The 14,288-nt window shown below is 69.9% G+C and carries 13 protein-coding genes; all 13 read left to right on the top strand.

Translation table 11 applies throughout. The annotated features are described in order from the left end of the window. Positions 1-24 precede the first annotated feature (24 nt). On the top strand, positions 25-948 hold the full coding sequence (locus AOM46_RS06620) for an ABC transporter permease (protein WP_062206954.1): 924 nt from the start codon (positions 25-27) through the stop codon (positions 946-948). Continuing rightward, positions 941-1,885: an ABC transporter permease gene (locus tag AOM46_RS06615; protein ID WP_062206952.1), complete on the top strand. Its 945-nt coding sequence runs from the start codon at positions 941-943 to the stop codon at positions 1,883-1,885. Before AOM46_RS06620 ends, AOM46_RS06615 begins: the two co-directional genes overlap by 8 nt. A gap of 22 nt (positions 1,886-1,907) precedes the next feature. After that, a complete protein-coding gene (locus tag AOM46_RS06610; RefSeq protein ID WP_062206950.1) occupies positions 1,908-2,885 on the top strand; it encodes an ABC transporter ATP-binding protein in 978 nt (325 codons plus the stop codon). Continuing rightward, the gene (locus AOM46_RS06605) at positions 2,878-3,918 is read left to right on the top strand and encodes an ABC transporter ATP-binding protein (RefSeq protein ID WP_199823930.1); all 1,041 of its coding nucleotides are present in this window, start codon (positions 2,878-2,880) and stop codon (positions 3,916-3,918) included. The genes AOM46_RS06610 and AOM46_RS06605 overlap by 8 nt, the downstream gene beginning before the upstream one ends. A 362-nt stretch (positions 3,919-4,280) precedes the next feature. Beyond that, positions 4,281-5,252, top strand: coding sequence for an ABC transporter permease (locus tag AOM46_RS06600; RefSeq protein WP_062206946.1), 972 nt, complete (start codon positions 4,281-4,283; stop codon positions 5,250-5,252). 31 nt (positions 5,253-5,283) lie between these two features. After that, the gene (locus AOM46_RS06595; RefSeq protein ID WP_062206944.1) at positions 5,284-7,110 is read left to right on the top strand and encodes an ABC transporter substrate-binding protein; all 1,827 of its coding nucleotides are present in this window, start codon (positions 5,284-5,286) and stop codon (positions 7,108-7,110) included. An 86-nt stretch (positions 7,111-7,196) separates the two neighbouring features. Beyond that, positions 7,197-8,174 (top strand): ABC transporter permease, encoded by a 978-nt coding sequence (locus AOM46_RS06590; RefSeq protein WP_062206942.1) that lies wholly within the window; start codon positions 7,197-7,199, stop codon positions 8,172-8,174. Between the two features lie 12 nt (positions 8,175-8,186). After that, entirely contained in the window at positions 8,187-9,260 is a 1,074-nt protein-coding gene (locus AOM46_RS06585) for an ABC transporter ATP-binding protein (RefSeq protein WP_078856545.1), read from the top strand. A gap of 77 nt (positions 9,261-9,337) precedes the next feature. Further along, positions 9,338-10,450, top strand: a complete 1,113-nt coding sequence (locus tag AOM46_RS06580) for an ABC transporter ATP-binding protein (RefSeq protein ID WP_062206937.1) — start codon at positions 9,338-9,340, stop codon at positions 10,448-10,450. Positions 10,451-10,616: 166 nt separating this feature from the next. Continuing rightward, positions 10,617-10,811 (top strand): hypothetical protein, encoded by a 195-nt coding sequence (locus tag AOM46_RS06575; protein WP_062206934.1) that lies wholly within the window; start codon positions 10,617-10,619, stop codon positions 10,809-10,811. A 40-nt stretch (positions 10,812-10,851) separates the two neighbouring features. After that, a complete protein-coding gene (mshB, locus tag AOM46_RS06570) occupies positions 10,852-11,721 on the top strand; it encodes an N-acetyl-1-D-myo-inositol-2-amino-2-deoxy-alpha-D-glucopyranoside deacetylase (RefSeq protein WP_062206932.1) in 870 nt (289 codons plus the stop codon). Continuing rightward, positions 11,718-12,083, top strand: coding sequence for a DUF6113 family protein (locus AOM46_RS06565; protein WP_062206930.1), 366 nt, complete (start codon positions 11,718-11,720; stop codon positions 12,081-12,083). Before mshB ends, AOM46_RS06565 begins: the two co-directional genes overlap by 4 nt. A gap of 276 nt (positions 12,084-12,359) precedes the next feature. After that, a complete protein-coding gene (locus AOM46_RS06560) occupies positions 12,360-14,216 on the top strand; it encodes a hypothetical protein (RefSeq protein WP_062206928.1) in 1,857 nt (618 codons plus the stop codon). Positions 14,217-14,288: the final 72 nt, after the last annotated feature.

Here is a 14,288-nt window from a genome sequence, read left to right as displayed (position 1 = left end):
GCCTCGCTCCCCATCGGAGGCCCCATGGGACGCTACGTCATCCGGCGCCTGCTCCAGATGATCCCGGTGTTCATCGGCGCCACCTTTCTGATCTTCCTGATGGTGTACGCGCTCGGCGATCCGGTGGCCGCGCTCTTCGGGGATCGGGGCCCCGATCCGGCCACCGCCGCCGCGCTGCGCGCCGAGTTCAACCTCGACAAGCCGGTGTGGCAGCAGTACGTGCTCTACATGGGCAAGATCTTCACCGGCGACTTCGGTACCGCCTTCAACGGTGAGCCGGTGACCGATCTGATGGGACGGGCCTTTCCGATCAGTGCCCGACTGATGCTGGTCGCGCTCACCTTCGAAGTGATCATCGGCATCACCCTCGGCGTCATCACCGGACTGCGGCGCGGCCGTTCGCTGGACACCTCGGTGCTGGTGCTGACCCTGGTGGTGATCGCGATCCCGACCTTTGTGCTGGGCACCACGCTCCAGTACTTCCTCGGGGTCGAGTTCGGCTGGATCAACCCGGCGGTGGGGCCCGAGGGCCGGTTCGACGAGCTGATCGTGCCGGGGCTGATCCTCTCGCTGGTCTCGCTCGCCTATGTCACCCGGCTGACCAGGACCTCGGTGGCGGAGAACGTCCGCGCCGACTACATCCGTACGGCCGTGGCCAAGGGGCTGCCGAGACGGCGGGTGACCGTGCGGCATCTGCTGCGCAACTCCCTGATCCCGGTGGTGACCTACCTCGGCGCCGACATCGGCAACCTGATGGCCGGCGCCATCGTCACCGAACGGATCTTCAACATCCAGGGCGTCGGCTACCAGCTCTTCCAGGGCATCCTCCGGCAGAACTCCCCGACCGTCGTCGGCTTCGTGGTGGTGCTGGTGCTGATCTTCCTGCTGGCCAATCTGCTGGTCGACCTCCTCTACGCCGTGCTCGACCCGAGGATTCGCTATGCCTGAACCCACGTCGCAACCACCGTTCGGGGGCCAGGAGGACGCGGGGGCCAAGGCGTTGGGGGTGACCGGCGTCGAGCCGGTGCCGGAGGGGGCGCGCAGCCTCTGGTCGGACGCCTGGCACGATCTGCGGCGCAACCCGATCTTTGTGGTCTCGGCGCTGCTCATTCTCTTTCTGGTGCTGATCTCCCTGTGGCCGTCCCTGATCGCCTCGCGCAGTCCGGTCCACTGCCAGCTGGGCCGCTCCCTCGAAGGACCCAGCGCGGGACACTGGTTCGGCTTCGACACCCAGGGCTGCGACGTCTACACCCGCACCGTCTACGGCGCCCGAGCCTCGATCGCGGTCGGGGTCTGCGCCACGCTCGGCGTCGCCCTGGTCGGCGCGGTGGTCGGCAGCCTGGCCGGCTTCTACGGCGGGTTCTGGGACACCCTGCTCTCCCGGCTGACCGACGTCTTCTTCGGCATCCCCATGGTGCTGGGCGCCATCGTCTTCCTGAGCATGATCACGCTGCGCGGGATCTGGCCCGTGGTGCTGGTGATCGCCGCGCTGGGCTGGCCACAGATCGCCCGCATCGCCAGGGGTGCCGTGATCACCGCCAAACAGAACGACTACGTGCAGGCGGCCCGCGCGCTCGGCGCCAGCAACACCAGGATGCTGCTGCGGCACATCATGCCCAACGCGATCGCCCCGGTGATCGTGATGGCGACCATCATGCTGGGCACCTTTATCGCGCTGGAGGCCACGCTCAGCTATCTGGGCGTGGGCCTGCGGCCGCCCACGGTGTCCTGGGGCGTGGACATCTCGGCCGCCTCGGACGGCATGCAGTTCCGCAACGCGCCCCACATCCTGCTCTATCCGGCCGCCGCGCTGAGCATCACGGTGCTGGCCTTCATCATGCTGGGCGACGCGGTGCGCGATGCCCTCGATCCCAGGCTGCGCTGAGGGGCGAAGGAAAGGGAACGCGATGCTGCTCGAAGTCCGCGATCTGCGCGTGGAGTTCCAGACCAGGGACGGGCTGATCCAGGCGGTCAACGGGGTCAGCTACTCGGTGGACGCCGGCGAGACCCTGGCGGTGCTGGGGGAGTCGGGCTCGGGGAAGTCCGTCACCGCGCAGGCGGTGATGGGCATCCTGGACTCGCCGCCGGGCCGGATCGCCGGCGGTGAGGTGCGCTTCCAGGGCCGGGACCTGCTCACCCTGCGCGCCGAGGAGCGGCGCCGGATCCGGGGCGAGAAGATCGCGATGATCTTCCAGGACGCGCTCTCCTCGCTCAACCCGGTGCTGACGGTCGGCTACCAGCTGGGCGAGATGTTCCGGGTGCACCGGGGCGCCGACCGCAAGGAGGCCAAAGCCAGGGCGATCGAGCTGATGGAACGGGTGCGCATCCCGGCGGCCAGGGAGCGGGTCAACGACTATCCGCACCAGTTCTCCGGCGGTATGCGGCAGCGGATCATGATCGCGATGGCGCTGGCCCTGGAGCCCGAGCTGATCATCGCGGACGAGCCCACCACGGCGCTGGACGTCACCGTGCAGGCCCAGGTGATGGACCTGCTGGCCGAGTTGCAACGCGAGTTTCGGATGGGACTGATCCTGATCACCCACGATCTGGGGGTGGTCGCGGGAGTGGCGGACAAGATCGCGGTGATGTACGCGGGCCGGATCGTGGAGAACGCCCCGGTGCACGAGCTGTACAGCCGGCCGGCGCATCCCTACACCAAGGGGCTGCTGGAGTCGATCCCACGCCTGGACCACAAGGGCGGCGAGCTGCGCGCGATCAAGGGGCTGCCGCCCAACCTGGCGCGCATTCCCGCCGGTTGCCCCTACCACCCGCGCTGTCCGCTGGCCAGGGACGTCTGCCGGGAGGATCCCAGGCCGCCGCTCTACGAGGTCGGCCCCCGGCGGTCGAGCGCCTGCCACTTCTGGAAGGAGACCGTCGGTGAGTGAGCCACATGGCGAGCCGATCCTGGAAGTGACCGACCTTGTCAAGCACTTCCCGCTGACCCAGGGCATCCTGTTCAAGCGGAACATCGGCGCGGTCAAGGCGGTGGACGGGGTGTCGCTCTCCCTCTACCCGGGGGAGACGCTGGGCATCGTGGGGGAGTCGGGCTGCGGCAAGTCGACGGTGGCGAAGCTGCTGATGAACCTGGAGTCCCCCACCTCGGGCACGATCCGCTACAAGGGCGAGGACATCTCCCGGCTCTCGGGGCGGGCGTTGAAGGCGGTGCGGCGGAACATCCAGATGGTGTTCCAGGACCCCTACACCTCGCTCAACCCCCGGATGACGGTGGGCGACATCATCGGGGAGCCGTTCGAGATCCACCCCGATGTCGCGCCCAAGGGAAGCCGACGGGCCAGGGTGCGGGAGCTGTTGGACGTGGTCGGGCTCAACCCCGAGTACATCAACCGCTATCCGCACCAGTTCTCCGGCGGCCAGCGCCAGCGCATCGGCATCGCCAGAGGTCTGGCCCTCAACCCGGAGATCATCGTGGCCGACGAGCCGGTCTCCGCGCTGGACGTCTCGGTGCAGGCCCAGGTGATCAACCTGATGGAGCGGCTGCAGAACGAGTTTGGCCTGTCGTATATGTTTATCGCCCATGATCTTTCGATTGTTCGACATATCTCGGACCGCGTCGGCGTGATGTATCTGGGGCGGGTGGTGGAAATCGGCAGCGACGAGGAGATCTATCGGTTTCCGACCCATCCGTACACCCAGGCGCTGCTCTCGGCGGTGCCGGTGCCCGATCCGGTGGCGAGCAGTCGGCGGGAACGGATCATTCTCGCCGGAGATGTGCCTTCTCCGGCCAATCCGCCCTCCGGCTGCCATTTTCGTACCCGGTGCTGGAAGGCCCAGCAGAAGTGCGCGGATGTGGACCCACCGCTGGTGGTTCCCGGGCATCTGCTGGCCGAGGGGCCGCCCGTGGCGCATCCTTCGGCCTGTCACTTCGCGGCCACCAAACCCGAGGTCAGGGCGGACTGAGCCACCGAACACCCCTGTGGGCGCGGCGAGTTCGGGTACCGAGGCGGTGCGGTCCCATGGCCGCACCGCCTCGGTCTACGGCACCCGCACGGCCGTACCGCCACAGTCTGGGACGTAGGGATATCGGCGCCGGGTCGGGGGCGTTGCCGCCTTGTTAACAGGTCCACTCCCGCCTTATCCGTACATTTCTGATTGTCTCTGATCGAGTCAAGCGCCAACTGGCTTCAATTCGCATAATGTTGGCTCACTCATATACCTTCAGAGGTTTATACCTTTGTTATCCCTTGACGGGAAACTCCACCCCTTGCCACAGTCGCGCTCTACACGCATCGCACGCGAGCGCGCCACCGGGGGGCCAACTGATGTCCAGCGATACCCAGGTCGTCGGCACCGAGTTGGTGGGCCGGTCCCCTGGGCAGCTGATGTGGCGCCGATTCCGTCGTGACCGGGTCGGGGTCGTTTCCGCCTGTATCGTGCTCTCGTTCTTTCTTGTGGGACTGCTGGCGCCCGTCATCTCCTGGCTCTACGGAAAGGATCCCTACACCCGGTACGGGCAGAAGGATCCGAGCCTGCTGAACGAGTTCGGCTATCCGGTCAAGCCCAACGGCGGGATCGACGGGGAGTTCTGGTTCGGCCTCGAACCCGGCCTGGGCCGGGACGTGCTGACCCAGCTGGTCTACGGGATTCGCACCTCGTTGCTGATCGCGCTCGCCGTGACCGTGCTGGCCACCCTGACCGCGATCGTCCTGGGCATCGCCGCCGGCTATCTGGGCGGCCGGACGGACTTTCTGATCAGCCGGTTCATCGACCTGCTGATGGCCTTCCCCAACCAGCTGTTCTTCGTGGCCTTCCTGCCGATCGTGACCACGCTCTTCGTGGACCCGAGGGAGGAGACCCCCACCTATGTGCGGGTGGTCTCGATCGTCGTGGTGCTGTGGGTGCTGGGCTGGATGACGCTCGGCCGCATCCTGCGCGGCGCCACCCTGGCCCTGCGGGAGCGGGAGTTCGTCGAGGCGGCCAAGGTGAGCGGGGCCTCGCCCTGGCGGATCATCCGCAAGGAACTGCTGCCCAACGTCGTCTCGCCGATGCTCGTGCAGTCGACGTACATGTTGCCCAACTTCGTGACCACGGCCGCCGCGCTCTCCTATCTCGGCGTGGGCCTGGTGGAGCCCACCCCCGACTGGGGGCGGATGTTCGCCATCGGTGCCGAGGTCTACCGCGCCGACATCACCTACATGTTCTTCCCCGGAGTGTCGCTGGTGGTCTTCGTGGTCGCCTTCAACCTGCTCGGGGACTCGGTGCGGGACGCGTTCGACCCCAAGACCATCCGCTGACACAACGAAACGGGCAGGTGCGTAAGAACCCATGAGCAAGAGATCACTGCGCCAGGTGCGCCTGACGGGGGCGGCCATCGCCCTGACCGGCGCGCTGGTGCTCAGCGCGTGTAGCAGCGGCGGGGGCGGTGGCGGCGGAGACGGCGGCAACGGCGGCCAGGAGGGCGGCGGACCGGTCGCCGAGGCCCCGGAGGAGATATCCTTCGCCGACGTCGAGGCGTCCACCGGACCCGCCGAGGAGGTGCCGGGCGCCACTCCCGGCGGCACGGTCTATGTGCTCCAGGAGGTCTCGCCCAACCATCTGGACCCGGGACAGATCTACACCGCGGCCGAGTCCACCATCGCCTCCCTGATCCACCGCGGCCTGACCACCGTCCGGATGGACAACGACGGCAACTACTCCGTGGTCGGCGATCTGGCCACCGACGCCGGCACCGTCTCCGAGGACGGCCGCAGCTGGACGTACACCCTCAAGGACGACATCCACTTCAGCGACGGCACGCCGATCACCTCGGCCGACGTCCGCCACACCATCGAGCGCACCTTCGCGCCCTTCGTCACCAACGGCCCGACCTTCGTCCAGCAGTGGCTGGCCGACGCGGAAGGCGCCGAGTACCGCGAGCTGCTGCCCGAGGGGCCCTACGAGGGCGACCACCTGCCGGACACGGTGCTGGAGACCCCGGACGACAAGACGGTGGTCTTCCACTTCGCGCAGCCGCAGACCGACCTCCCCTACGCGCTGGCGCTGGTCGGCTACGCGCTGGTCTCCGAGGACGGGGACACCCGGGAGACCTACGACCAGGAGCCGTTGGCCACCGGCCCCTACACCATCGACGACTTCCGGCCCGACCGCTCGATGACGCTGGTGCGCAATGAGCACTGGGACCCGGCGAGCGACGCGGCGCGCAACGCCTACCCGGACCGGTTCGAGATCACCTTCGGGCACAGCGCGGACGACTCCACCACCCGGCTGATGGCCGACAACGGGGACGACCGCTACGCCCTCTCCTTCAACAACAGCGTGGACCCGGGCAACGCCCCCGAGGTCTCGTCCAATCCGGAGTACCAGGAGCGACTGGTCCAGGGCTACCAGCCCTATGTCGCCGCCCTGGCGATCAACACCGACCGGGTCACTGATGTCAGGGTGCGCCAGGCCATCGCCCACGCCATCCCGTTGAACGGCGTGCTCAACGCCTACGGGGGCGCGTTCGCCGGCGAGTACGCCGGTGGTCTGCTCAGCCCGCTGCTGCCCGGCTACGAGGAGGGCTACGACCCGTACGGGAAGCTGGCCAACCCGCAGGGCGATCTGACACGGGCCAGGGAGTTGCTGGAGGAGGCGGACGCCGTCGGCTACGAGCTGAACTACGTCCACCACACCAACAACGAGGACGCCAGGGCCGCCGTGGCCGTGGAGGACGCGCTGGAGGAGGCCGGCTTCACGGTCAACCGCAGCGATGTGCCACAGACCTCCTACTACGACACGATCGGCGTGGTGGACAACGGCTACGACCTCTACCGCAGCAACTGGGGCCATGACTGGCTCTCCAGCGCCACGGTGATCCCGCCGCAGTTCGACGGCCGGCAGATCCAGGACCAGGCGAGCAACTACACCCATCTCAACGACGAGCACGTCAACGCGGAGATCGACCGCATCCGGGAGATCACCGACCCGGCCGAGGCCGCGGCCGAGTGGTTCGGGCTGAACGAGTACCTCGTCGAGGATCTGGCGGCCCAGATACCGCTCTACTACTACAAGATGAACATCCTGCACGGCTCCCTGATCGGCGGTGCCGACTTCAACGCCAACCAGGGCACCGTGGACATGCAACGCATCTATGTGATCCAGGACGAGAGCTGACGGTCGCTGACCTCCGGGGCGTCCACCGACACGGTGGGCGCCCCGCCCGGACCCCGGCCGACCGATCGTAAAAGGGCTGCTACCCGATGCTCCGATTCCTGCTGCGGCGATCGCTCGGCGCCATCGCCATCCTGCTGATCATCAGCGCCGTCACGTTCTTCCTGTTCTACGCGATCCCGCGCAACCCCGCCCTGCTGGCCTGCGGAAAGACCTGCACGCCCGACCAGTTGGCGATCGTGGAGCACAACCTGGGCATCGACAAACCGGTGCCCACGCAGTACTGGGAGTACATGGTCGGGCTGTTCACGGGCCGGGACTTCCCGGCCGGCTCCTGTCCCGCGCCCTGCCTCGGCTTCTCCTTCACCGACAACCGTCCGGTGCTGGACACCATCCTCGACCGGCTGCCCACCACCCTCTCGCTCTCCATCGGCGGCGCCGTGGTCTTCCTGATCGTCGGCCTCGGCCTGGGCATGCTGGCCGCCTGGCGGCGCGGCACCCTGCTGGACAAGACGGTCAGCTCCGCCTCCCTGGTGCTCAGCTCGGCGCAGATCTACTTCCTCGGCCCGCTGGCCCTGGCGCTGCTGGTGCACAACACCCAGATCCTCAGCCAACCCAAGTACGTGCCGCTCACCGACGATCCGATGGGCTGGTTCAACGGGTTGCTGCTGCCCTGGCTGGTGCTCGCCACCATCTTCACCGCCAACTACACCAGGATGTCCAGGGCGGCCCTGATCGAGCAGCTGCGCGAGGACCATGTCCGCGCGGCCAAGGCCAAGGGCATGTCCCGGCCGACGGTGTTCTTCCGCTACGCCTGGCGCGGCTCGTTGATCCCGATCGTCACCATCTTCGGCATCGACCTCGGCTCGCTGTTCGGCGGCGCCATGATCACCGAGTTCACCTTCAACCTGCCGGGGCTCGGCAGACTCGCCGTGAACTCCGTGACCGAGTCCAACCTGCCCATGCTGATGGGCGTGATGCTCTTCGCCGCGCTGATGATCGTGCTGTTCAACATCCTGGTGGATGCCTGTTACGCGCTGATCGACCCGCGTGTGCGGCTGGCCTAGGAGTGCTTGAACATGACTGCTACCGGCTCAACAACCGGCTCGGAAACCGGCTCCGCAACCGGCTTGGAGACCAGCCCCTTTCTGACCGTGGACGATCTGCGGGTGCACTTCACGACCGAGGACGGCGTGGTCAAGGCCGTCGACGGGCTCTCCTTCGAGGTCGAGCGCGGCCGGACCCTCGGCATCGTCGGCGAATCGGGCTCCGGCAAGTCCGTGGCCACCCAGGCCGTACTGGGCCTGCACGGCCAGTCCACCACCGCCATCTCGGGCCGGATCACCCTGGACGGCGAGGAGTTGACGACGGCGCCCGAGCGGCGTCTGGAACGGCTGCGCGGCAACACCGCGGCCATGATCTTCCAGGACCCGCTCACCGCGCTCTCGCCCTACTACACCGTCGGCCGCCAGATCGGGGAGCCGTACCGCAAGCACCGGGGCGCCTCCCGCCGGGCGGCCAGGGCGCGGGCCATCGAGATGCTGGGCAAGGTGGGCATCCCCAACCCGGCCCGCCGGGTGGACGACTACCCGCACCAGTTCTCCGGCGGGATGCGCCAGCGGGTGATGATCGCCATGGCCCTGATCTGCGACCCCGACCTGCTGATCGCCGACGAGCCGACCACCGCGCTCGACGTCACCGTGCAGGCCCAGATCCTGGACCTGCTGATGGAACTCCAACAGGAGTTCGGCTCGGCGATCATCATGATCACCCACGATCTGGGCGTGATCGCCGGCGTCGCCGACGATGTGCTGGTGATGTACGCGGGCCGCGCGGTGGAGCGCGGCACCGTGCGGGAGGTGCTGTCCGCGCCCCGACACCCCTACACCTGGGGCCTGCTCACCTCCATGCCGCGGCTGACCACCGATGTGGAGAAGGAACTGGTGCCGATCGCCGGCACCCCGCCCAGCCTGCTCTCCCCGCCGCCCGGCTGCCCGTTCGAACCGCGCTGCCGTTTCGTGGCCGAGGTGGCCGACGGGCGTTGCGCCGGCGAACGTCCGGCGCTGCCGGAGGGACGCGGCGCCGCCTGCCATCTCACCGACGAGCAGCAACGGACGCTCTACCGCGAACGGATCCGGCCCGAGCTCGCCTGAGCCCGGCAGCGCACCACCCCCGGGCGGCACCGGCCGGCCGCAGCCAGCGTGAGGCATGAGGCAGAGGACAACCATCCATGAGCACCGTCAGCACATCCAGGGAAGAGCGCGAAGCGCCCCCCGGGGACGCCCTGATGACCGTCGAGGGGCTGACCAAGCACTTCCCGGTCAAGGGCGGCTTCCCCTTCAAACGGACGGTCGGCGCCGTCCGGGCCGTCGACGGCCTCGACTTCACCGTGCACGCCGGGGAGAGCCTCGGCCTCGTCGGGGAGTCGGGCTGCGGGAAGTCCACCACCGGACGGCTGTTGGCCCGGCTGCTGGAGCCGACCGCCGGCCGGATCGTCTACCGCGACCGGGACATCACCCGGGCCGGCCGACGCGAACTGGCCCCCGTCAGGTCCGAGATCCAGATGATCTTCCAGGACCCCTACTCGTCGCTCAACCCCCGGCAGACCGTGGGCTCCATCGTGGGCTCCCCGCTGGAGGTCAACGGCGTGCACCCGCCCGGCGGCCGGGAGGCCAGGGTCCGCGAGCTGCTGGAGACGGTCGGCCTCAACCCCGAGCACTACAACCGCTTCCCGCACGAGTTCTCCGGCGGCCAGCGGCAACGGATCGGCGTGGCCAGGGCGTTGGCGCTGGAACCCAAGCTGATCGTCGCCGACGAGCCGGTCTCGGCGCTGGACGTCTCCATCCAGGCCCAGGTGATCAACCTGCTGCGGCGGGTGCAGCGCGAGCACGGGATCGCGTTCCTCTTCATCGCCCACGACCTGGCCGTCGTCCGGCACTTCTCCCAGCGGGTCGCGGTGATGTACCTGGGCAAGATCGTGGAGGTCGGGGACCGCGAGGCGATCTACGAACGCCCCCGCCACCCCTACACCCACGCGCTGCTCTCCGCCGTGCCCGAGGCCGAGGTGGCACCGGCCGACGACCCGCCACCGACCGAGGCGGGCGACGCGACCGAACCCCAGGTTTCCGCGACCCCGGGTCCCGGACGGGAGCGCATCCGCCTTGAGGGGGACGTCCCCTCGCCCATGGCCCCGCCCTCGGGCTGCCGCTTCCGCACCCGTTGCTGGAAGGCCCAGGACCGCTGCGCCAGCGAGGAACCGCCGCTGGTCCGGCTGGACGGCGACGCCCAAGGGCACCTGACCGCCTGCCACTTCCCGGAGCGGGGCGGCGTTCCGACGGGGTGAGCGGGGGGCGTGCGCCCCTGGTCTGCTCCTGTGCTCCGCGCCATGCGAGGGCCACGGAACGTTATGATCCGTGGCGCATGGCGAGAAGGCGTGTCCTCCTGACGACGGGGGACGCGCCGTCTCACCGTGCCCTGAACCAGGCACGATTCCATGGAGGTGATCTCGGGTGGCGCTCTCCGTCTCAGCGGTGTTGCTGCTTCTGGTCATTGTCGTTCTGCTGGTCAGGCGAGCGGGGCTGAAGGTGTTGCACGCGGTGGTCTGCGTGCTTCTCGGCTTCTACCTCGCCAGCTCCAACATGGCCCCGACCATCGACAACTTCAGCAGCGGCGTCGCCGACATGATCAACTCACTCAGCTTCTGAGCGGCCCCTGGGCCCGTAGGGGGAACGTAGGCTGCCCCCCATGAGTTCCGGTCAGCCCGGCGTGCTGCTGGTGCACGCGCACCCCGACGACGAAACGATCACCAACGGCGTGACCATGGCCGCCTGCGTCGCGGCGGGCGCCAGGGTCACCCTGGTCACCTGCACCCTGGGCGAGGAGGGGGAGGTCATCCCGCCCTCGCTCGGGCATCTCGTCGCCGACCGCGACGACACCCTCGGCGGTTACCGGGCCGGCGAGTTGGCGGCCGCGATGGCCGCCCTCGGCGTCACCGACCACCGACTGCTCGGCGGCCCCGGACGCTACCGGGACTCCGGCATGATGGGCCTGGCCGGCAACGACCGCCCCGACGCCTTCTGGCAGGCCGACCTCGACGAGGCGGCCGACGCCCTCGCCGACATCGTCGTCGAGACCCGCCCCGACGTGCTGATCACCTACGACCCCGGCGGCGGCTACGGCCACCCGGACCATATCCAGGCCCACCGCGTCGCCATGCGCGCCGTCCAACGCGCCGCCGACCGCCACCGGGTGGCCCGGGTGCTGTGGAACTGCCTGCCGGCCGGCGAGGCCGAGGCCGGAACGGCCCGGCTGCGCGCCGAAGGCCCCGGACCCTTCGCGGGCGTGGCCGACGTCCGCGACCTCCCCGGTGTGACCGACGACGCCTCGGTGGCCGTCTCGGTGCGCGGCACGCCCGCCGCCTATGCGGCCAAACAGGCCGCGATGGCGGCCCACGCCACCCAGATCGAGGTCGCGGGCGACACCTTCGCGCTCTCCAACGGGCTGGCCCAACCCCTCTGGGATACGGAGTACTTCCGTCTCGGCGCGGGCCAACCCCCGCCGCCCGACGCCCGGGACGACATCTTCGCCGGACTCGACCAGGGAGCGTCACGATGAGGATCGCCGGCTATCTGGGCCTCGGCCTGCTCGGTCTGGTGGCCGGCATCGCCGGCTCGCTGGTGCAGGGCGGCTGGTTCCCGCTGGGCGCGCTCCTCGCCCTGGCCGGCTGCGGCGGGCTGTTCTGGGGCGGCGCGCTGCTCACCCGCACCCGGATCGGGGCCGCCGCCCCCGCCGGCGGCTGGATGCTGGCGGTGCTGCTGCTCACCGTCAGCCGCCCCCAGGGGGACTTCGTCTACGCCGCCGGCGCGTCAAGCTACCTCTATCTGCTCGGCGGTATGACCATCGCCGTGCTCTGCGCCACCCTGGCCCCCACCGAACGCCCCATGTTCGCCGTGCCCGAGACACGTTCCCCCAGGTAACGGGCGCGTCGGCGAAGGATGTCGGGCACGGGTACGGATGTGCCAATCCTGTGGTGAGGGCGTGGCGACTGTCCGACCCCAGTATCGTGGGGCCAGCCGCCGTCCCCGGTAGTGTCCGGGCCGGCTGGTGAAGCCCAACCGGGAGATCCTGCCTTGAGTCGTGAAACTGACAATCCGCCCAACCCCCGGGGATGGGGTGACCCCCACCGCAACGAGGGGGACGGAGAGGCCCGTCCGGGGACTCCGCCGGCGGAGGAGAAGAAGACCGAGACCACGATGACGACCCGCGCGCGGATCAACATCCCAGGTTCCCGGCCTATTCCCCCGATCGTGGTGCGGGAGACCGTGGACGAGGAGGCGGTGCGCTCCGCTCCGCCCCCGCCCCTGCCGACCCGGAAGAAGTCGGCCTCCGGACCCCGCGCCGACGCGGCCGGCCGCCCCGCCCAGGGCGCCCAGGCGCCGACGGCCGGCGGCGCCGGCGATCCGGGCAAGAAGACGAGTTCCTGGTTCGAGCCGCGCAAGCCGCCGGCGACCGGGGCCATGCCCCAGGTCGACGCGCGGGGCCGCCAGGAGTCGCCGTCCGACGAAGGACCCGCCACCCCGCCCGGCGGGCATCCGCATGTCGCGGACACGCCGCCGGACGGCATGCCGGGAGTGCACCAACAGTCCGCCCCCCCGGCCTGGTTCGCCGGCTCGCCCGAGTCGCAGGGCGACGTGCCGCCGGCGGTCACCCCGCAGGGCCCGCTGCCGCCCCGGCCCGTCGGGCCGACCACAGGACCCGCGCCCGGCACCATGTCGGTGCCACCGGCGCCGCAGCAGGCCGTCACCCCGCAGGGGCTTCCGCCGGACGCGCCGGCGCCCCGGCCCGGGGGCATTCCCCCGCAGGGCGCCGGGCATCCGCAGGTCGCGGGGCATCCGCCGCTCGTCGACGACCCCGCGGGCACCACGATGGACCTCGGCGGTCCGTTCCCGCCCGCGCCGCCCAAGGGCCTGGGCAGCGAGAGCGATCTCGCCGCCACCGGCACGCTGCCCAGCCCGTTCGCGGCCGGCGGCGATCCGGCCGCATCCGGCGCGGGGCCGGCCGTCCCGCCGCCGGGGCCGCGCCCCGAGCCGGGCGCCGAGGGCGAGCGGCCCCCGGCCGAGCCGAAGGCGGCCAAGGCCGCCCCGCGCGGCAGGTCCAAGCTGAAGCTGCTGGCCGTCGCCGTGGTCGGCCTGGGCGTCGTCGCCTATGGCGCGGGGCTCTTCCTCAACCCGGAGGACGTCTCCAAGGGCACCACGGTGCTGGGCGTGGACATCGGCGGGATGAGCACCCAGGAGGCGCAGAGCCAGCTGGAGTCGCGGCTGGACGCGGCCAACAACGATCCGCTGATCCTGCTGGTCGACGGCCAGGAGGTCGAGTTGAAGCCCAGCGTGGCCGGTCTCGCCGTGGACACCGAGGCCACCGCGCGCGCCGCCTCGGGCACGGACTACAGTCCGGTCGCCGTCATCGGTTCGCTCTTCGGCTCCTCAACCGAGGTCGAGGCGGTCTTCTCCGTGGACCGCGAGAAGTTGACGGTGGCGCTCGCCGACCTGACCACGGGGGCCGGCGGCAACGGGCCGGTCGACGGCACCGTCGTCTTCGAGAACGGTCAGGCCATCGGCCGTGCGGGGCAGGCCGGTTCGGCCATCGACCCGCAGGGCGCGGCCGACGCCGTGGAGGCGGCGTTCCGGGAGCGGGCGGCCGGCGGCGGCGACTCCGTCGTCGAACTGCCCGTCACCACGCAGGAGCCGCTGGTCGGCGAGGAGCAGGTGGCGCAGGCGCTGGAGGAGTTCGGCGAGCCGGCGATGTCCGGCTGGGTCTGGCTCTCCGCCGCCGGCATCGAACTGCCCATGAGTCCGGACACGTTGACCCGGGTGCTCAGCATGGAGCCCAGCGACCAGGGCAATCTCCAACCGGTGATCGACACCGACGAGTTGGCCCTGGTGTACGGCGACACATTCAACGGGGTGATGATCGACGCCGGCAGCGGTCTGGTGGAGATGACCCCTGAGCACGCGGCGGCGGCGCTGATCCCGGCGCTGCGCGAGACCGCCGTGGTCGACAACGGCCCGGATCGGCGGGTCGCCGAGGTCGAGGGCGCCACCTTCGGCTGACGTTCCGCTCGCGCCTCCCGCACCTCTCGCACGACGAGGCGGCGTCCACCCTTCCCCGGGTGGGCGTCGCCT

It is taken from the genome of Streptomyces sp. NBRC 109706 (genome assembly GCF_000974485.1).
Taxonomy (GTDB): Bacteria; Actinomycetota; Actinomycetes; order Streptomycetales; family Streptomycetaceae; genus Streptomyces.
Note: the sequence above shows the minus strand (reverse complement) of the source record. Positions and strands in the feature narration are given on the sequence as shown.

Bases quoted from the DNA above. Each gene is read 5' to 3' on its own strand.
- AOM46_RS06620 (WP_062206954.1), top strand. From the start codon at position 25: ATGGGACGCTACGTCATCCGGCGCCTGCTCCAGATGATCCCGGTGTTC.
- AOM46_RS06615 (WP_062206952.1), top strand. From the start codon at position 941: ATGCCTGAACCCACGTCGCAACCACCGTTCGGGGGCCAGGAGGACGCG.
- AOM46_RS06610 (WP_062206950.1), top strand. From the start codon at position 1,908: ATGCTGCTCGAAGTCCGCGATCTGCGCGTGGAGTTCCAGACCAGGGAC.
- AOM46_RS06600 (WP_062206946.1), top strand. From the start codon at position 4,281: ATGTCCAGCGATACCCAGGTCGTCGGCACCGAGTTGGTGGGCCGGTCC.
- AOM46_RS06595 (WP_062206944.1), top strand. From the start codon at position 5,284: ATGAGCAAGAGATCACTGCGCCAGGTGCGCCTGACGGGGGCGGCCATC.
- AOM46_RS06590 (WP_062206942.1), top strand. From the start codon at position 7,197: ATGCTCCGATTCCTGCTGCGGCGATCGCTCGGCGCCATCGCCATCCTG.
- AOM46_RS06585 (WP_078856545.1), top strand. From the start codon at position 8,187: ATGACTGCTACCGGCTCAACAACCGGCTCGGAAACCGGCTCCGCAACC.
- AOM46_RS06580 (WP_062206937.1), top strand. From the start codon at position 9,338: ATGAGCACCGTCAGCACATCCAGGGAAGAGCGCGAAGCGCCCCCCGGG.
- mshB (WP_062206932.1), top strand. From the start codon at position 10,852: ATGAGTTCCGGTCAGCCCGGCGTGCTGCTGGTGCACGCGCACCCCGAC.
- AOM46_RS06565 (WP_062206930.1), top strand. From the start codon at position 11,718: ATGAGGATCGCCGGCTATCTGGGCCTCGGCCTGCTCGGTCTGGTGGCC.
- AOM46_RS06560 (WP_062206928.1), top strand. From the start codon at position 12,360: ATGACGACCCGCGCGCGGATCAACATCCCAGGTTCCCGGCCTATTCCC.